The sequence below is a fragment of the Mycobacterium conspicuum genome (genome assembly GCF_010730195.1).
GTDB lineage: Bacteria > Actinomycetota > Actinomycetes > Mycobacteriales > Mycobacteriaceae > Mycobacterium > Mycobacterium conspicuum.
The window spans coordinates 4,679,024-4,696,962 of the sequence record NZ_AP022613.1; the positions used below are offsets into that span (position 1 = coordinate 4,679,024).

Here is a 17,939-nt window from a genome sequence, read left to right on the forward strand (position 1 = left end):
CTTTCGCAACCGGTACCCTATCGCTACGTACGATCAGGCGAATAGGCCACCATTTCGAGCGGTGAGGGCAGCGCGTTGAGCCACGACTGGACCGACAATCGCAAAAACCTGATGCTGTTCTCCGGTCGCGCGCACCCCGAGCTGGCCGAGCAGGTCGCCAAGGAGCTCGACGTCCACGTCACCGCCCAGACGGCGCGTGAATTCGCCAACGGCGAGATCTTCGTGCGCTTCCACGAGTCGGTGCGCGGCTGCGACGCGTTCGTGCTGCAGTCCGCGCCGATGCCGGTGAACAACTGGCTGATGGAACAGCTGATCATGATCGACGCGCTCAAGCGCGGTAGCGCCAAGCGGATCACGGCGGTGATGCCGTTCTATCCCTACGCGCGGCAGGACAAGAAGCACCGCGGCCGCGAACCGATCTCGGCGCGGCTGGTTGCCGACCTGCTCAAGACGGCGGGCGCGGACCGGATCGTCACCGTGGATTTGCACACCGACCAGATTCAGGGCTTCTTCGACGGTCCCGTCGACCACATGCGTGGCCAGAACCTGCTGACCACCTACATCAAGGACAACTACCCCGACGGCAACATGGTGGTCGTCTCGCCCGACTCGGGCCGGGTGCGCATCGCCGAGAAGTGGGCCGACTCGCTGGGCGGCGTCCCGCTGGCCTTCATCCACAAGACCCGTGACCCCCGGGTGCCCAACCAGGTGGTCTCCAACCGCGTCGTCGGCGAAGTCGAAGGGCGCTGCTGCGTCCTGATCGACGACATGATCGACACCGGCGGCACCATCGCCGGCGCGGTCAAGCTGCTGCTCGAGGACGGCGCCACCGATGTGATCGTCGCGGCGACCCACGGCGTGCTGTCCGACCCGGCCGCCGAGCGGTTGGCCGCATGCGGGGCGCGCGAGGTGATCGTCACCAACACCCTGCCGATCGGCGACGAGAAGCGCTTCCCCCAGCTGACCGTCCTGTCCATCGCGCCGCTGCTGGCCAGCACCATTCGCGCGGTATTCGAAAATGGCTCGGTCACAGGGCTGTTCGACGGGGACGCGTAAATGTCGGCTGGCGCGACCATCTACCACAACCCCAAGTGCTCCACCTCCCGCAAGACGCTGGACCTGTTGCGGGACAACGGCATTGAACCCACCGTCGTTCAGTATCTGAAGACGCCGCCGTCCCGCGACGAACTGGTGCGCATGATCGCGGACGCCGGCATCGATGTGCGCACGGCCGTGCGCAAGCGTGAACCGCTGTACGCCGAACTGGGACTCGACGACGCGACCGATGACCAGCTGCTCGACGCCATGGCCGAAAATCCCATCCTGATCGAACGTCCGTTTGTGGTGACGGCGAAGGGAACTCGGCTGGCGCGGCCGATCGATGCGGTCCGCGAGATTTTGTGAGAGCTGCTGTTTTCGGTGCGGCCGCCGCCGTGTTGGTGGTGTCGGCCTGCGCGCCGAAACCCCCGGACTTCCAGTCGGTCTTGCCGACGACGGCGTCCGGCGCCACGACGACGACGGCCAAGCCGGTCCCGTTCGCCAAGTACCTCGAAGGTATCGGGGTGTCCGGGGTGCCGGTGGCGCCGAACACCCTGACCGACCTGACGGTGTCGATGCCGACACCACCGGGCTGGAAGCCGTACAGCAATCCGAAGCTGCCCAAGACCACCGAGGTGATCTCTAAGGGCAGCAGGTATCCGGCCGCCATGCTGGAGGTGTTCGCGCTGCGGGGCGCCGATTTCAACGCCGCCGACGCGATTCAGCACGCCAACGCCGACGCCCAGCTGGTCTCGAACTTCACCCAGCTCGACGCGTCGACCGCTGACTTCAACGGATTTCCCTCGTCGATGCTGCAGGGCAGCTACGACCAGGACGACATGCGGATGCACAGCTATAACCGGATCGTGATCGCCACCGGCTCGCCGCCCGGCAAGCAGCGGTACCTGGTTCAGCTGACCATCACCAGCCTGGCCAAGGAGGCGGTCGCGCAGTCCTCCGATATCGAGGCGATCATCCGTGGGTTCACCGTGGCCGCCAAATAGCGCGACAGCTCACTAGCGGCGGCCCGCTTCCTGGACGAGTTGGACCCGGGAGGTGACGCCAAGCTTGGCGTAGACGTGGGTGAGGTGGGTCTGGACGGTGCGCGGGGAGATGAACAGTCGTGCGCCGATGTCCTTGTTGCTTAATCCCTCCCGGACCAGGCGGACGACGTCCAGCTCGGTAGGTGTCAGCGACTCCCAGCCACTGGCCGGGCGTCCCCGGGTCCCGCGACCGCGCTGAGCGTAACTGATTGCCTCACCGGTGGATAGCGCGTTGCCTTCCGACCATGCGCCATCAAAGTCGTGTTGCTCCAACGCTTCTCGTACCTTCGACAGCGCTGAGTCGTAGGACGCTTGAAAAGCCTTGAATCGAATTTCGCCGTGCCGCTGCCGCATGCCTTCGGCCGCACCGAACAGCCGGGCGGCATGCTCGGGATTGGAGTCGGCGACCAACGCGGCGAGGCGTTCGAGTGCATCGGGCAAATGCAGGTATCCGCCTGTGCGGTCGGCAATTTCGAGAGCGTCGTGCAGGTCGCGTTCGGCCTGCTGCGACTCACCCTGGGCGACCGCGACGCCGGCCCGTGCGGTCAGCGCCGTCACCTGGTGACTCCCCGGAACCGCCGCAACGGTGTCGTCTGCCCAGCGGCGGGCGGTGACCAGATCGCCGCAGCCCATGGTCGCTTCCGCCATGGGCACAAAGCTCCTCACAAACAGTTCCTTGAGCGGAGAGGTGCATCCCCAGGCCGCATCGCAGGCCTGTTTGGCCGCCGTGATGTTGCCGCTTGCCAGCTCGGCGATGGCCAGGGCCAGGTAGGCGGTGTCCTCGTGGAAGCCGCCCATGGCGGCACCGTTTTCGAGGGCCGCCTGCGCTGCGGCGCGGCCTGCCGTTGCGTCGCCGGTGAACGTCAGCGCCTGCGCCAGCGTCATGAGACCAAAGGTTTCCATCGGGAGGTCTTGTGCCGCGCGCGCCTCCTCAACCAGCTCACGAGATACCCGCAGCGCCTCGGCCAGCTTGCCCTGCAACACGAGCGCCCCGCCCAGGAACACCCGGCTGTACCGAGACATGAAGCTGTCGCCAAGTTCGTTGGCGAGGGCACGTCCCTCCTCGCCGGCCGCCTGCGCAGCGATCGGATCGCCGACGACGTTGCCGACGAAGCATTGGTAGGCGCGCAGATGGTAAAGCGCGGCGAGGTCGTCCGCCGCGCGGGCCAGCTCGGCCGCCTCGGCGAAATATGGCTCAGCCAACTCGGCGTAGTTCATCGCCAACACGGCGCACGTCAAGAGGATGTGTACGACGAGTCTCTGATCGTCGCGTTGACGCGCCGCGCCCAGGGCTTCTTGCGCTCGCGGCAAGTTGTTCGGGGTCGAGAACCAGACCGCCAGCAGCTCGGCGTCGGCGACCGCCCGTACCCAGACGTCGGTAGCGACATCGACGTCGCGGTATCGGTCGTCGCTGAAGACCGCGTCGAACCCGGCCACGCCTTCACGGAATCGCCCACGCGTCACCCACAGGCGCTGCAGCGACGACACCAGACGCAACGCCGGATCAAAGTCGCCGGCATCGCAACTCCATGCATGCGCCGCCCGCAAGTTGTCCATCTCGAGCTCGGCCCACGGAACCAACGGTGTTCCGTCGCCACGGATTCGCGCGGCCAGCTCCGTAGCTACTCCGGTGTAGTGATCGCGATGCCGCGTCCGCACCGCCTCGGCTTCGCCCGACTCGGCAAGTTTTTCCAGACCGTACTGGCGGACGGTCTCCAGCATGCGGTATCGCATGACGTTCTGGATCTCCTCGGCGACGACCAGCGATTTGTCTACGAGCAGTCCGAGCAGATCGATCAGCTGAAAGTGCTCCACGTCGGCATCGGCCCCAACCGCGTGCGCGGCGTCGAGGTCGAATCCGCCCATGAAGACCGCCAGGCGGCGAAACAGAATGCGTTCGGGATCGGTGAGCATTCCGTGCGACCAGTCGATGGAAGCGCGCAGCGTCTGCTGGCGGCGAACCGCGGTGCGTGCGCCGCCGGCGAGCAGGCGGAAGCTGTGATGGAGGCCGTCGACCATCTGGGTCAGTGACAGCGTGCGGGTTCGCGCGGCCGCCAGCTCGATCGCCAGAGGCATGCCGTCCAGGCGCCGGCAAATTTCGGCGATTACCGACGAATTGTCTGCCTTGAGGGCAAAATCTGGCCTGGTTCGACGGGCGCGGTCGATGAACAATGCAACGGCCTCGTCGTCCACCGACAGCGACGGCACCCTCCAGGTCAGCTCGCCGACGACGCCGATCGGCTCGCGGCTGGTCGCCAAGATCGTGACATCGTGGCCGGCATCAAGCAGGGCCACCACCAGATCCGCGCAGGCATCCAGCAGATGCTCGCAATTGTCGAGTATCAGCAACATCTTGAGGTCCCGGACAAACCTGCACACCGTCTCCATGGTGGAGCGGCCCGGCTGGTCGGCCAGACCCAGCGTGCGCGCCAGGACGACCGGCACGACAAGCGGATTGGTGACCGGCGCGAGATCAATAAACCAGACGCCGCCGGTGAATTCGGTTGCCACTCCGGCGGCGACCTGCACCGCCAACCGCGTCTTGCCGACGCCGCCCGCGCCGGTCAAGGTCACCAGTCTGTTCTCTTTCAGAAGCTGCCTGACGTCGACGATCTGTGAAGCACGGCCCACGAAGTTGGTCAACTGGATCGGAAGATGACCATTGCCAGCATCATTCGTGGTGCGCAGCGGCGGGAAGTCGTTACGAATGTCCGAATGGCACAGCTGCAGAACACGTTCCGGGCGCGGAAGATCGCGCAGGGCATGCGTCCCGAGGTCGGCAAGCCAGGCGCCATCGGGCAGGTGGTCGGCGACCATCGCCTCGGCCGCACCCGACAACACGGTCTGGCCGCCGTGCGCCAGATCGCGCAGCCGCGCGGCGCGGTTGATCGTCGGGCCCGCGTAGTTGGACTCGTCGCGTAGCTGAATCTCGCCGGTGTGGATCCCGATGCGCAGCCTGATCGGGGTCAGCGGCGCCCGCTGCAGCGTCAGCGCGCACGCCACCGCGTCCGACGCGCGCGCGAAGGCGGCCACGAAGCTGTCGCCCTCGCCCTGCTCGAGCGGGCGCACCCCATCATGCGCGGTCACCACCTCAGCCACCGTCCGGTTCAGCAGGGCCAGCGCTGCCGTCATCGTCTCGGGCTGGGTCTCCCACAGCCGCGTCGAACCCTCGACATCGGCCAGCAGCAACGTCACCGTCCCCGTCGGCAGCAACTCGCTCAAGCCCAACTCGCTCCAGTTCAGCGCCGGTAACTCCGCAGATTGGCTCATGGTAGCCAGCATCGCGTCCGGCAACGGGCAAAACATCCGCACAACCGCGCAGATCCACCCGACTGCGGCGCGCGGATTTACGCGACCCGCCGCGTAGATCTACGCGCTGCGGCGGATGGTCTGCCGGCCTTCGACCCGGATCTTTGACTGCATGACAATCAACACCGTTCTCGCCCCGAGCGTCTTCGACGCCGGTCTGCCCACCTTCCGCTACGACCACCTCACCGATCCCGACGAGGCGCTGCGCGTCATCGCCGACACCCGGGCACAGTCCCCGATCGCCATCGGCCCCTACGGACCCGAGGTGTTGACCTACGAGCTGGTCCGCACCGTGCTGCGCGACGACCGCTTCGTCACCGCCGACGGGCTCGGGCTCGACGTGCAGGGCGTCACCTCGGGTCCGCTGTGGGATCGGGCGGTCAGCAACATCCTGAGCCTGGACGGCGCGGCGCATCACCGGCTGCGCCGCCTGGTGTCCAAGGCGTTCGCGCGGCGGGGCGCCGAGCGGATGCGCACGCTTGCCGCCGACATCGTCAATGGGCTGGTCGACGCGGTCGCCGCGACGGGACGCTGCGACGTGGTCACCGACATCGCCCGTCAATACCCCACGCCCGTCATCTGCGCGCTGCTGGGCGCGCCGCCGCGGGACTGGCAGCAGATCTCCGAGTGGGTGGACGACATCAAGAAGCTCTTCGAGTTGAACATCGCCGAGGACGGCGCGGCGATCCTGGCCGCGTGGGACCAGCTCGACGCCTACCTCGAGGAGCTGATCGACCGCAGGCGCGCGTCGCTGACCGACGACCTGATCTCCGACCTCATCCGCTGCGAAGAAGCCGGCGACCGGCTGACCCATGACGAACTGCTCATGCTCACCGCCACCCTGCTCGGCGCCGGCACCGACACCACCCGCAACCAGCTCGCCGCCGCGGTCCAAGTGTTGTGCGCCCACCCGGACCAATGGGACTTGGTTGCCCTTAAGCCCGAATTGGCGCCCGATGCGGTCCATGAGTTAATGCGTTACCGCCCAATCATTTTCGGCACGCTGCGACGTGCCGCCGAGGACGTCGAACTGGCCGGGGTCCGCATCCCGGCCGGCACGCTGGTGGCCGCCAACACCGCGTCGGCCAACCGCGACCCCGCCGTCTACGACGACCCGGAGCGTCTCGACATCACCCGACAAGATCCGCCGGCCATCCTTAATTTCGGTGGCGGCGTGCACTACTGCCTGGGTGCGCATCTGGCGCGGCTGGAGCTGACCGAGGCGCTGCGGGTGATCACCGCCCGCATGCCCAAGCCCCGCCAGACCGGGCCCAGCCCATGGAAGGGCATGGCCGGAATCACCGGACCGCTCAGCGTGCCCCTGGAGTTCGACCCCGGACACTGACCAGGACCTGCAGGGCGCACCGAGACTGCGCTCAACGCGCCCAAATGCGGCGAATGTGACGCTGGACGCAGTCTCGATGCGCGCCGCGGAGCCTGGATTTCCGCTCTGAGGTGCACATCCGCTACCCTGGCTAGGCGTCACGGCGAGGGTGGCTGGCCAACACCAGCACACCGTTATCGACGGAGACCGGCAAGCTTGTCGCGATCCTGGCCGTGCTGGAAACCACACAGGAGCGACATCATGGCTAAATCCGCAGTCAACCAGCTGACCGTCTCGGTCCGTGCCCAGACCGGCAAGGGCGCGTCCCGCCGCGCCCGCCGCGAGGGCAAGATCCCCGCCGTCCTCTACGGCCACGGCGCAGACCCGCAGCACCTGGAACTGCCCGGACACGACTACGCCGCGGTGCTGCGCCACTCGGGCACCAACGCGGTGCTCACCCTGGACATCGCCGGCAAGGAACAGCTGGCGCTGACCAAATCGCTCGACATCCACCCGGTCCGCCGCAACATCGTGCACGCCGACCTCGTGGTCGTGCGCCGCGGCGAGAAGGTGGTGGTCGAGGTCAACGTCGTCATCGAGGGCGAGGCCGGACCCGACACCCTGGTCTCCCGCGAGGCCGACGCCATCGAGATCGAGGCCGAGGCGCTGTCGATTCCCGAGCAGCTGACCGTCAACATCGACGGCGCCGAGCCCGGCACCCAGTTCACCGCCGGGCAGATCACCCTGCCGCCGGGCGTCAACCTGATCTCCGACCCCGACATGCTGGTGGTCAACGTGGTGAACGCGCCGACGGCCGCCGAGCTCGAGGAAGAGGGTGCCGGCCAAGCCGCCGAGGCTCCCGAAGCCGAAGCTGCCGCGGAAGCAGAGGGCGGCTCGGAGGCTCAGGCCGAGGCCGCCTCGGACGAGTCCGAGTAACACGACATGGCCGATCCGCTGTTGGTGGTCGGCCTGGGCAACCCCGGCGAAAACTACGCCCGCACCCGGCACAACGTCGGGTTCATGGTTGCCGACCTGCTCGCCGCACGACTGGGGTCAAAGTTCAAGGCGCACAAGCGCTCCGGGGCCGAAGTCGTCACCGGTCGGCTAGCCGGACACGCGGTGGTGGTGGCCAAGCCCCGCTGCTACATGAACGAGTCCGGCCGGCAGGTGGGGCCGCTGGCCAAGTTCTACTCGGTGGACCCGGCGGACGTCATCGCCATTCACGACGACCTCGATCTCGAGTTCGGTCGCATCCGGCTCAAGCTCGGCGGCGGCGAAGGCGGTCACAACGGGCTGCGTTCGGTGGCTGCGGCGTTGGGTACCAAGGACTTTCAGCGGGTCCGCATCGGGATCGGCCGTCCACCCGGGCGAAAGGACCCGGCGGCCTTCGTGCTGGAGAACTTCGCCGCCGCCGAGCGCGCCGAAATCCCCACCATCTGCGAACAGGCCGCCGACGCCACCGAGTTGCTCATCCAAACGGGGCTAGAGCCCGCCCAGAACGTCGTCCACGCTTGGTAACCGTCGCCGATATGTCGACGGCGTCTCACCACAAAATGCGGTGAACGCGCGGGTGAACGCGCTCAGGCTGTCGAAGCCCACCGCCGTGGCGGTCTGCTGCACCGACTGACCCGGCGCCGCGAGCCGAGCCATCGCGCGCAGCATCCGCGCGTGCAAAAGGTATGTGCGCCAAGGCATGCCGATCGACTCGTCGAATTGGCGACGCAGCGTGCGCTCGGACACGGCGACGAAGCGGCTGACGTCGGTGACCGTCACCGAGTCCAGGTGCGCCTTGGTGTAGCTCATCGCGGCGGCCACAATCGGATTGGTCGACGTCGGAAGGCTCAGCGGCGCTTCATGATCGAGCGCCTCGAAGACCAGATGGCCGAGGGTCTGGAAGAAGCCGTCGGAGACCGGGTCGCTGTCGGCCCGGTCGATCGACCAGCGCAGCGCGTAGATCATCATCTGGCGGATCAGCGGCGAGACGGCCAGGATCCGCGCCCGGTTGTCGACCGGCGGAAGCAGCTCGGGATCGAACATCACCGCCACACTGCGGACGTCGGGGGTCATGGTGGCCTGATGTTCCAGCCCGACGGGAATCCAGGCCGCCTGCTGCGGCGGCAGCAGATAGTGCGCGGCCGCGGTCTCGACCTCGACAACCCCGCCGATCGCGTACTGGATCTGATGCAGATCGTGCGAGTGCCACCCGGTAACCAGCCGGTCGCCCTCGTAGAGGTAGCTGCCGGCGCGGGCGCGGCCACCGCGGCGCAACTCGACAAGGCTGGCCGATCCGGATAAAACTCTGGCCGTAGATGCGGAGACGGTCACGAGAGTCCAGGGTACAAGTGGAGCCATGAACACCGACGACCTGATCCTGGTGAGCATCGACGACCACGTCGTGGAGCCGCCCGACATGTTTCTGCGCCACGTGCCGGCCAAGTACAAGGACGAGGCGCCGATCGTCGTCACCGACGACAAGGGTGTCGACCAGTGGATGTATCAGGGCAGGCCGCAGGGCGTGAGCGGGTTGAATGCCGTGGTGTCGTGGCCCGCCGAGGAGTGGGGCCGCGACCCCGCCGGCTTCGCCGAGATGCGCCCCGGCGTCTACGACATCCACGAACGCGTCCGCGACATGAACCGCAACGGCATCCTGGCGTCGATGTGCTTCCCGACCTTCACCGGTTTCTCCGCCCGGCACCTCAACATGACGCGCGAAGACGTCACCCTGGTGATGGTGTCGGCGTACAACGACTGGCACATCGACGAGTGGGCGGGGTCCTATCCCGACCGGTTCATCCCGATCGCCATTCTGCCGACGTGGACTCCCGACGGCATGTGCGCCGAGATCCGCCGGGTCGCGGCCAAGGGCTGCCGGGCGGTCACCATGCCGGAACTGCCGCACCTGGAAGGGCTTCCGAGCTATCACGACGAGGAGTACTGGGGCCCGGTGTTTCGCACGCTGTCCGAGTGCAACGTGGTGATGTGTCTGCACATCGGCACCGGTTTCGGGGCGATCAGCATGGCGCCCAACGCGCCGATCGACAACATGATCATCCTGGCCACCCAGGTGTCGGCGATGTGTGCGCAGGATCTGCTGTGGGGCCCGGCGATGCGCAACTACCCCGACCTGAGGTTCGCGTTCTCCGAGGGCGGCATCGGTTGGATCCCGTTCTACCTGGATCGCAGCGACCGGCACTACACCAACCAGAAGTGGCTGCGCCGCGACTTCGGCTCTCAACTGCCGTCCGAGGTGTTCCGCGAGCACTCCCTGGCCTGCTACGTCACCGACAAGACGTCACTGAAGCTGCGCCACGAGATCGGCATCGACATCATCGCCTGGGAGTGCGACTACCCGCACTCCGACTGCTTCTGGCCCGATGCCCCCGAGCAGGTGCTCGCCGAACTGACCGCCGCCGGCGCCGACGACACCGACATCAACAAGATCACCTGGCAGAACGCCTGCAACTTCTTCAGCTGGGACCCGTTCGCCCGCACACCCCGCGAGCAGGCCACGGTTAAAGCGTTGCGCGCCAAGGGATCCGACGTCGACGTGTCGATCCGCCCGCGCAAGGAGTGGGCGCGGCTCTACGAGCAAAAGCAGCTGGCAGGCCTGAAAACTACGTAACCAACGTCACCGAGTTCGCCCGGCGCAGCTTGCCCGACGGCGTCTTCGGGATGGTGCCCGGCCCGAGCACCACGACGTTGCGGGGCCGCACGTCGACCTCCTTGAGCACCTCGTGGGCCACCTGGTGCTCGATGCGCCGCACCGCGGCGGGGTCCTCGAACGCGTTGGACTCGACGGCGACGGCGAAGGTCTCGCGCGAATGTCCGGCGTCGAGGCGCACCGCCACCGCGCAACCCGGGCGGACGCCGTCGACGCGGCCCGCCGCCCGCTCGATGTCGGTCGGGTAGATGTTGCGGCCGGCCATGATGATCACGTCCTTGACGCGGCCGCACACCACCACGTGACCCTCGTCGGTGAGGTAGCCGAGGTCGCCGGTGTCATACCAGCCGTGCTCGTCCTGGGCCGGGATGAAGCCGCCCATGGTGAGGTAGCCGGGCGTCAGCGACTCGCCGCGCAGCTCGATGACCCCGACGCCGCGCGGGGGCATCACGTTGCCCTGCTCGTCGATGACGCGCGCCTCGAGGTCCTTGAGCAGGGGCCCCAGCGTGGCCAGCCGGCGGGTGTTGCCCTTGGTGGCGGGCACTGCCCGGCGCAGGGCGGCCAGCAGGTCGGCGTCGACCTCGTCGACGACCAGCCCCGCGTTGCATTCCGAGAACGACACGGCCAGCGTGGTCTCGGCCATGCCGTAGGCCGGCAGGATCGCCGAGGACCGCAAGCCGAACGGCCGGCCCGCGTCCAGCAGATCCTCCACGTCGGCGGGTTCGACGGGCTCGGCGCCGGACAGCGCGAAACGCAGCGTGGACAGGTCGAAGTCGCCGGGCTTGGCGTTGCGGCGTAACCGCTTGGCCAGCAGCGCGTAGGCGAAGTTGGGCGCCGCGGTCATGGTGCCCTGGTATTTGTCGATGAGCTTGGCCCACAGCAGGGTGTCACGCAGGAAGTCCATCGGCGTGACCTTGACCAGCTCGGCGCCGAAGTACATCGGGATCGTCAGGAAGCCGACCATGCCCATGTCGTGGAAGCAGGGCAGCCAGCTGACCATGACGTCCTTGTGAATGTCGTACTGGGCGCCGATGAACATCGCCTCGGCGTTGGAGTAGATGTTGCGGTGGGTGATCTGGACGGCCTTGGGCGAGCCGGTGGACCCGGACGTCAGCTGCATCAGCGCCAGGTCGTCCTCGCCGACCTCGATGGGGTCGATCGGCTCCGACGCCAGCAGGTCGGCAACGGTCAGGACGGTGATGCCCTTCTCCTGCAGGACCGGGATGGCCACCAGGAAGGGCTCGGAGACGATCACCGCCTTGGCCTCGATCATGCCGATGACGTTCATGGTGTCCTCGGCCCACACGACCAGGTCGGTGCGCGGGGTGGGCTGGTGCAGCATGGTCAGGCTGGCGCCGCGCATCCACAGCCCCTGGGCCGTCGGGGCGATCTCCACCGGGAAACCGGCCAGGACGCCGATGGCGTCGCCGAGGCCGATGCCCGCGGCGGCCAGGCCACCGGCGATGCGCCGGGCGCGCTCGTGCACCTCGCCCCAGGTGTGGCGGACGGGTTCGTGGGGTTCACCAGTGACCATGCCCGTCGTCGCGATCCGGGCATTATGGAACATCTTCTCGGTAAACCTGCTCACAAAACCTCCTCGGTTGCGGCGCTTACCCCAAGAGCCCGGGATTTCATGTTCCGCCCGCCGGGCCTGACTTCGCAGCAGGCGCGCGAGCACAGTTGAGCTGCAATTAGGTCTCGGTAACGCCTACATGACCGACGAAGCGGCCGTCCACCGGGGCGCCCGGTGGACGGTGATATCGCATGGCCTTGCTCACAGGTACTCGTCACCGCCGAACATCTTAAGCTCCTCTTAAGTAACTGTCCAAACTCTCACGCCGAGTTTGAGGGACATGTCACTTTGGTCGCCCAAGGCCCTCAGGCCTCCGTCATGGGCGCGGGCACCACGCGGGCACCGGGCACCGGGCCGGTGACCACCCGCACGGTGCGGCACACGCCCGCCCCCGACAGCTGCGCGCAGACGTCGGTGGCCGAGGCCTCCGAGGCGCACAGGAAGGCGCACGTCGGGCCCGAGCCCGACACGATGCCGGCCAAGGCCCCCGCCTCACCCCCGGCGCGCAGGGCGCGCCGCAACGCCGGGTCCAGGCTGACCGCGGCCGCTTGCATCTCATTACCCAGCAGCGGCGCCAGCTGCTCCGGGTCGCCCGCGGCCAGTGCCGCCAGCACCGGCCCGGGCTCGTCGAGCCGCGGCGGATCCCCGACCTTGCGGAGCCGGTCCAGCTCGGCGAACACCTTCGGCGTGGCCAGGCCGCCGTGGGCGAACGCCAGCACCCAGTGAAAAACGTTGCGGGACAACACCGTAGCCAGTTCCTCGCCGCGACCGGTGCCCAGCGCGGTGCCACCGTGCAAGGCGAACGGCACATCGCTGCCCAGTTTCGCGGCGAGCATGCGCAGATCGCGGCGCGGCAAGGACAGCTCCCACAGCGAGTTCATCGCAACCAGTACCGCGGCCGCGTCGGCGCTGCCGCCCGCCATTCCGCCCGCCACCGGAATGGATTTGTCGATCATGATCGAAACATCGGGTGCCCGACCCACGTGTTCGGCCAGCCGCTCGGCCGCCTGCCAGGCGAGGTTGCGTTCGTCGGTGGGCAACTCGTCGGCCCCCTCGCCGACCACTTCGAGCGACAGCACGTCGGCATTGCGCACCGTGACCTCGTCGAGCAGGGAGACGGCCTGAAACACGGTTGTCAGCTCGTGATAGCCGTCCTCGCGGCGGTCGCCGACGGCCAGGTACAGGTTGACCTTTCCGGGCACCCGCACGGTGACCGACCCGGTGGGCACCCATAACTCGGCGGTGTTGCCATCAGACACCGCAGCAGATTAGCTCGCCGGAGCGGGCTCCGGCGCCGCGCCCTGGCCGGCGTCGCGAGCACCGGAACGACGCAACAACCGGACAAAGTCGTCGATGCTCAGCGTCTCGCCGCGACGCGCGGGATCGATGCTGGCGGCCAGCAACCGGTTCGCCGACTCATTGCCCGAGCCCGCCCACTCGGCGAACGCGTTGCGAGATGTCTTGCGCCGCTGGGCGAATGCGATGTCCACCAGTTCGAACACCTGCTTACGGAAGGTTTCGTCGGTGGGCTCGACGGGCCAGGGCGACGTCGCGTAGCGATCGATGCGCACCAGCCCGGAATACACGCGTGGGATCGGCCAGAAGACGGTCGGCGGCACCATGCCGCAGCGGCGCACCCGGCCGAAGAAGCGCACCTTGACGCTGGGCACGCCGTACTCCTTGCCGCCCGGCTCGGCGGCAAGCCGTTCGGCGACCTCGGCCTGCACCATCACCGTCAAGGTCTGGATCGACGGAAATTCGGCCAGCACGTGCAGCAGCGCCGGGACCGCGACGTTGTACGGCAGGTTGGCGACCAACGCCGTGGGCGCCGTTTCCAGGTCGGCGCGGCGCAGCGACAACACGTCGCGATTGAGCACCGTCAGCCGGTGGATCTCGCGGTGCGAGTGCTCCGCGACGGTCTGCGGCAGCCGATCGGCCAGCACCGGGTCGATTTCCACGGCGGTGACGGCGGCGCCGCGGTCCAGCAACGCCAGGGTCAGCGACCCCAGGCCGGGCCCCACCTCAACTACGGCGTCAGACCGGCCGACCCCGGAGATCGAGACCACGCGTCGCACGGTGTTGGCGTCGTGGACGAAGTTCTGCCCCAGCGATTTGCGGGGCCGCAAGTCGAGTTCTTTGGCCAGTCGTCTGATCTCGGTGCGCCCGAGCAGCCGAATGGTCAGCGGGCACCAGCTCGCCCGCTGCACACCGGCCACGCACCCCACCCCTGGCGCGCGCGTGTCACCTCGGCAATCGCGATCTGCTCTTCGCGGGTCGCGAGGTCGGCCCGGGGCGCATAGCGCCCTCCGCCGTTGGCCAGCCAGGTGCCGAAGTCGAACTGCACGCCGCCGTAGAACCCGTTGCCGGTGTTGATCGCCCAGTTTCCGCCGGACTCGCAGCTCGCGACGGCGTCCCAGATCGCGCCGTTGCCCACGTCGGGCACCTCGGTGCCCGGTTTGGTGCCCACCCGAACCACCGCGTCGCGGGCCGGTGTGATGACGGTGTTGGCGACGGGCAACCGACCCGTTTCGACACCGTTGACCTTGGCCACCGCGAACGTCACGTCCTGCTCGCCCGGGGTGCCCGGGTCCTCGACGATGTGCCGGCTCATGTTCATGTCCGGGTCCTCGATGCGGCGGTTGGTCGGGGGCAGCGGCATCCGCTGGGTGACCCGCTCGATGCGGTTCCGGGTCACCTGGACCTGCATCCCGTCGACGATCGGTGCTGCCGCGCCGGGCACGGCCTGGTCGCCGTCGAGCAGCGGAGCCCCGGCGGCGTTGAGCAGGCCCGCGACGTTGGGCGCCGCCAGGTGCACCGTACGCACCGCGCCGCCGTCGTTGATCTGCACCGTCTTGGCGCTCACCACCGGCAGCGCCATCCCGGCCAGCGGAACGCGGCTGCCGCGATTGGCGGCCGCGGGCGCGGTATCGGTCATCGCGAGCTGGGCCAACGCCTCGTCCACGGTGGAAGCGGTGGTCCACACCTGCTTGGCGCCCTGACCGTCCAGCGAGATCTGCAAGGGGCGGCTGCGGCGCAGCACCACGCTCTCGCCGTCGTGCACCGCCACGTCACCGGCCGGATACAGGTCGTCCCGCTCGGTGACGGCGAACCCGTTCTCCTTGACGACGTCGATCACCCGCGACTTCATCGTCTTGACCCGCAGCGCGGTGCCATCGACATTCAAATTGACCGTCTTGGACACCGATATCGCATAACCACCGGCGAACGCCAGAACCACGAGCAGCCCCGCGACGACAAGCCGCAACGCGGGCGACGGGTCTTGCTGAAGCTTTGTCAGAACATTCACGGCGCGACAACCCGGCACTCAGTAAGCAACTTCAACTTCAACGACCTATTCAGCTCAAACGACAAATCAAATTGACAAAGACTTGCTAAGGGCCATGCGGCCCAACCGTTCGATCACAAGACGGTAACGAACCGGTCAACATACGGCAACTCTGCCGCGGCGGGTGTCGAGAAAATCACACAGCGCCGGATTTAGCCCGGTCCTAATCCGTACACCTGGCGAGCATTGCTCGTGGTGCTCCGGGCCAATTCCTCGGGCGAGACTACCAGCAATTCAGCGACGGCCCGCACGGTGTAGGGCAGGCAGTACGGCTCGTTCGCCATGCCGCGATAGGGATGCGGGGTCAAAAAAGGTGCGTCAGTTTCCACCAGAAGCTGCTCGATTGGTATCAGCGGAACGGCCTCGCGCAAGGCGTGCGCGTTACGGAAGCTGGCCGTCCCGGACAGGCTGAGAAACCACCCGGCGTCGATGCAACGGCGGGCCATCGCGCTGTCGGAGGAAAAGCAGTGAAAAATCACCGTGTCGGGCGCTCCCTCGGCGCGCAGCACGTCGAGCACCTCGGCGTCGGCCTCGCGGTTGTGGATCATCAACGGCTTGCCGACCCGCTTGGCCAGGTCGATGTGCCAGGCGAACGCCTCGCGCTGCACGTCGGGCTCGGCGCAGCCGTCGAGGCGGCCGGGCCAGTACAGGTCCATGCCGGTCTCGCCGACGGCCACCACCCTCGGATGGGCCGCCAGTTCCTCGATCTCCGCGCGGGCGGGGGCTGTGAGCGCGCCCGCGCGGGTCGGATGCAACGCCACGGCCGCGTACACCCGCCGATCCCATTCGGCGGCGCGGGTGACCCAGCGCGCCGAGTTCAGATCGTCGGCGATGGTGACCGCCGCGCCCACACCGACCGCCTCGGCGCGATCGAGGATCGCGGCGACGTCGTCGGCGTCCCTGGCACCGCACGCATCGAGGTGGGTGTGGGCGTCGATCAAGGGCGCCAGCGGCTCCGGCGCGGGCGGGGCTTCTCGTCGGTTGGAGCTCACGCGCACACAATAAAGTGGTCTCTCGATGAAGCCCTACTACGTCACCACCGCGATCACGTACCCGAATGGGGACCCGCACGTCGGGCACGCCTACGAGTACATCGCCACCGACGCGATCGCCCGGTTCAAGCGGCTCGACGGCTTCGACGTCCGCTTCCTGACGGGCACCGACGAACACGGCCTCAAGATGGTCGAGACGGCGGCAGCCGAAGGCATCCCGACCGCCGAGCTGGCTCGGCGCAATTCGGATGTGTTTCAGCGGCTGCAGGAGAAGCTGAACATCTCCTTCGACCGGTTCATCCGGACCACCGACGCCGACCATCACGAGGCGTCCAAGGACATCTGGCGGCGGATGTCCGACGCCGGCGATATTTACCTCGACTCCTACTCCGGCTGGTACTCGGTGCGCGACGAGCGGTTTTTCGTCGAATCCGAGACCGCGATGGTGGACGGGACCCGGATCGCCGTCGAGACGGGCACCCCGGTGACCTGGACCGAGGAGCAGACCTACTTCTTCCGGCTGTCGGCGTATGCCGACAAGCTGCTCGCCCACTACGAGGCCAACCCGGATTTCATCGCTCCCGAGGTGCGGCGCAACGAGGTCGTCAGCTTCGTCTCGGGCGGCCTGCGCGACCTGTCCATCTCGCGCACCTCGTTCGACTGGGGCGTGCAGGTTCCCGAGCATCCCGATCACGTCATGTACGTCTGGGTCGATGCGCTGACGAACTATCTGACCGGGGTCGGCTACCCCGACACCGAGTCGGAGTTGTTCCGCCGCTACTGGCCCGCGGATCTGCACATGATCGGCAAGGACATCATCCGGTTCCACGCCGTGTACTGGCCCGCGTTTCTGATGTCGGCCGGAATCGAGTTGCCGCGAAGGGTTTTCGCGCACGGCTTCCTGCTCAACCGCGGTGAGAAGATGAGCAAGTCGGTCGGCAACGTCGTCGAGCCGGTCACCCTGATCGACACGTTCGGCGTCGATCAGTTGCGTTACTTCCTGCTCCGCGAGGTGCCGTTCGGCCAGGATGGCAGCTACAGCGAGGACGCCATCATCACGCGGATCAACGCCGACCTGGCCAACGAGCTCGGCAACCTCGCCCAACGGTCGCTGTCGATGGTGGCCAAGAACTTGGGCGGGACGGTACCCGAACCCGGCGAGTTCAGCACCGCCGACGCCGAGCTGCTCGCGACCGCGGACGGCTTGTTGGCGCGGGTGCGCGACAGTTTCGACGCGCAGGCGATGCACCTGGCGCTGGAGGCGATCTGGTTGATGCTCGGCGATGCCAACCGGTACTTCTCGGCCGAGCAGCCGTGGGTCCTGCATAAGAGCGAAGCCGAGTCGGACCAGGTGCGGTTTCGCACCGTGCTGTACATCACCTGTGAGGTCGTCCGCATCGCGGCGCTGCTGGTGCAGCCCGTCATGCCCGAGTCGGCCGGCAAGCTGCTGGATTTGCTGGGCCAGGCCGAAGACCGGCGGGCGTTCGCAGCCATCGGCGCGCGGTTGGTTCCGGGCACCGCGCTGCCCGCACCCACCGGCGTGTTTCCCCGCTACCAGCCACCCGCGACTCAACAGAAGTGAGCGCGGATCCAGTGCCCGCGACCAGCGGTCATGCGGACCTCCATCCCAAAAAGCGTCCGGGGCACCCTGTG

Annotated in this window: 15 protein-coding genes; 8 read left to right on the plus strand and 7 right to left on the minus strand. The window is 67.5% G+C overall.

Going from position 1 to position 17,939, the window contains the following annotated elements; translation table 11 throughout:
• The first annotated feature begins 75 nt into the window (after positions 1–75).
• Genes G6N66_RS21345 through G6N66_RS21355 form a run of 3 tightly spaced genes read left to right on the plus strand, consistent with a single transcriptional unit; the run spans position 76 to position 2,042 of the window.
• A complete protein-coding gene (locus tag G6N66_RS21345; RefSeq protein WP_085233647.1) occupies positions 76–1,056 on the plus strand; it encodes a ribose-phosphate diphosphokinase in 981 nt (326 codons plus the stop codon).
• Complete coding sequence (gene arsC / locus G6N66_RS21350) at positions 1,057–1,404, plus strand: arsenate reductase (glutaredoxin) (RefSeq protein WP_085233646.1); 348 nt, start codon at positions 1,057–1,059, stop codon at positions 1,402–1,404.
• A complete protein-coding gene (locus G6N66_RS21355; protein WP_085233645.1) occupies positions 1,401–2,042 on the plus strand; it encodes an LpqN/LpqT family lipoprotein in 642 nt (213 codons plus the stop codon). The genes arsC and G6N66_RS21355 overlap by 4 nt, the downstream gene beginning before the upstream one ends.
• Before the next feature lie 12 nt (positions 2,043–2,054).
• On the opposite strand, the gene G6N66_RS21360 is transcribed toward G6N66_RS21355, so the two are convergent.
• Positions 2,055–5,363, minus strand: a complete 3,309-nt coding sequence (locus G6N66_RS21360; RefSeq protein ID WP_085233679.1) for a helix-turn-helix transcriptional regulator — start codon at positions 5,361–5,363, stop codon at positions 2,055–2,057.
• Between the two features lie 139 nt (positions 5,364–5,502).
• Between G6N66_RS21360 and G6N66_RS21365 the strand changes: the two genes are divergently transcribed.
• The 3 genes from G6N66_RS21365 to pth all read left to right on the plus strand — a co-directional run bounded on the left by G6N66_RS21365 (position 5,503) and on the right by pth (position 8,232).
• Positions 5,503–6,735 carry a cytochrome P450 gene (locus tag G6N66_RS21365; RefSeq protein WP_085233644.1) on the plus strand — a complete coding sequence of 411 codons (1,233 nt, stop codon included), beginning with the start codon at positions 5,503–5,505 and terminating at the stop codon, positions 6,733–6,735.
• 240 nt (positions 6,736–6,975) lie between these two features.
• Positions 6,976–7,650, plus strand: coding sequence for a 50S ribosomal protein L25/general stress protein Ctc (locus G6N66_RS21370; RefSeq protein WP_085233643.1), 675 nt, complete (start codon positions 6,976–6,978; stop codon positions 7,648–7,650).
• A 6-nt stretch (positions 7,651–7,656) separates the two neighbouring features.
• Positions 7,657–8,232: an aminoacyl-tRNA hydrolase gene (gene pth, locus G6N66_RS21375; protein WP_085233642.1), complete on the plus strand. Its 576-nt coding sequence runs from the start codon at positions 7,657–7,659 to the stop codon at positions 8,230–8,232.
• On the opposite strand, the gene G6N66_RS21380 is transcribed toward pth, so the two are convergent.
• Positions 8,197–9,039, minus strand: a complete 843-nt coding sequence (locus G6N66_RS21380) for an AraC family transcriptional regulator (protein ID WP_085233641.1) — start codon at positions 9,037–9,039, stop codon at positions 8,197–8,199. The two genes, pth and G6N66_RS21380, sit on opposite strands and share 36 nt — an antisense overlap.
• A gap of 25 nt (positions 9,040–9,064) precedes the next feature.
• On the opposite strand from G6N66_RS21380, the gene G6N66_RS21385 reads away from it, so the two are divergent.
• Complete coding sequence (locus tag G6N66_RS21385) at positions 9,065–10,336, plus strand: amidohydrolase family protein (RefSeq protein WP_085233640.1); 1,272 nt, start codon at positions 9,065–9,067, stop codon at positions 10,334–10,336.
• Here G6N66_RS21385 and G6N66_RS21390 read toward each other — a convergent pair.
• The 5 genes from G6N66_RS21390 to G6N66_RS21410 form a co-directional block, all read right to left on the minus strand.
• Positions 10,329–11,963, minus strand: a complete 1,635-nt coding sequence (locus tag G6N66_RS21390) for a fatty acyl-AMP ligase (protein WP_085233639.1) — start codon at positions 11,961–11,963, stop codon at positions 10,329–10,331. The two genes, G6N66_RS21385 and G6N66_RS21390, sit on opposite strands and share 8 nt — an antisense overlap.
• 290 nt (positions 11,964–12,253) lie before the next feature.
• Positions 12,254–13,207, minus strand: a complete 954-nt coding sequence (locus G6N66_RS21395; protein WP_179968299.1) for a 4-(cytidine 5'-diphospho)-2-C-methyl-D-erythritol kinase — start codon at positions 13,205–13,207, stop codon at positions 12,254–12,256.
• Positions 13,208–13,216: 9 nt separating this feature from the next.
• Positions 13,217–14,164, minus strand: coding sequence for a 16S rRNA (adenine(1518)-N(6)/adenine(1519)-N(6))-dimethyltransferase RsmA (rsmA, locus tag G6N66_RS21400; RefSeq protein ID WP_085233638.1), 948 nt, complete (start codon positions 14,162–14,164; stop codon positions 13,217–13,219).
• Positions 14,128–15,255, minus strand: a complete 1,128-nt coding sequence (locus G6N66_RS21405) for a resuscitation-promoting factor (RefSeq protein ID WP_085233637.1) — start codon at positions 15,253–15,255, stop codon at positions 14,128–14,130. The genes rsmA and G6N66_RS21405 overlap by 37 nt, the downstream gene beginning before the upstream one ends.
• 191 nt (positions 15,256–15,446) lie before the next feature.
• Positions 15,447–16,292 carry a TatD family hydrolase gene (locus G6N66_RS21410; protein WP_085233636.1) on the minus strand — a complete coding sequence of 282 codons (846 nt, stop codon included), beginning with the start codon at positions 16,290–16,292 and terminating at the stop codon, positions 15,447–15,449.
• Positions 16,293–16,311: 19 nt separating this feature from the next.
• Here G6N66_RS21410 and metG point away from each other — a divergent pair, with 19 nt between their 5' ends.
• The gene (gene metG / locus G6N66_RS21415; RefSeq protein WP_085233635.1) at positions 16,312–17,868 is read left to right on the plus strand and encodes a methionine--tRNA ligase; all 1,557 of its coding nucleotides are present in this window, start codon (positions 16,312–16,314) and stop codon (positions 17,866–17,868) included.
• The last annotated feature ends 71 nt before the right edge of the window (positions 17,869–17,939 follow it).

Excerpts from the sequence above, each read along its gene's own strand:
- metG (WP_085233635.1), top strand. The coding sequence starts at position 16,312 with ATGAAGCCCTACTACGTCACCACCGCGATCACGTACCCGAATGGGGAC.
- arsC (WP_085233646.1), top strand. The coding sequence starts at position 1,057 with ATGTCGGCTGGCGCGACCATCTACCACAACCCCAAGTGCTCCACCTCC.
- pth (WP_085233642.1), top strand. The coding sequence starts at position 7,657 with ATGGCCGATCCGCTGTTGGTGGTCGGCCTGGGCAACCCCGGCGAAAAC.
- G6N66_RS21360 (WP_085233679.1), bottom strand. The coding sequence starts at position 5,363 with ATGCTGGCTACCATGAGCCAATCTGCGGAGTTACCGGCGCTGAACTGG.
- G6N66_RS21365 (WP_085233644.1), top strand. The coding sequence starts at position 5,503 with ATGACAATCAACACCGTTCTCGCCCCGAGCGTCTTCGACGCCGGTCTG.
- G6N66_RS21370 (WP_085233643.1), top strand. The coding sequence starts at position 6,976 with ATGGCTAAATCCGCAGTCAACCAGCTGACCGTCTCGGTCCGTGCCCAG.
- G6N66_RS21385 (WP_085233640.1), top strand. The coding sequence starts at position 9,065 with ATGAACACCGACGACCTGATCCTGGTGAGCATCGACGACCACGTCGTG.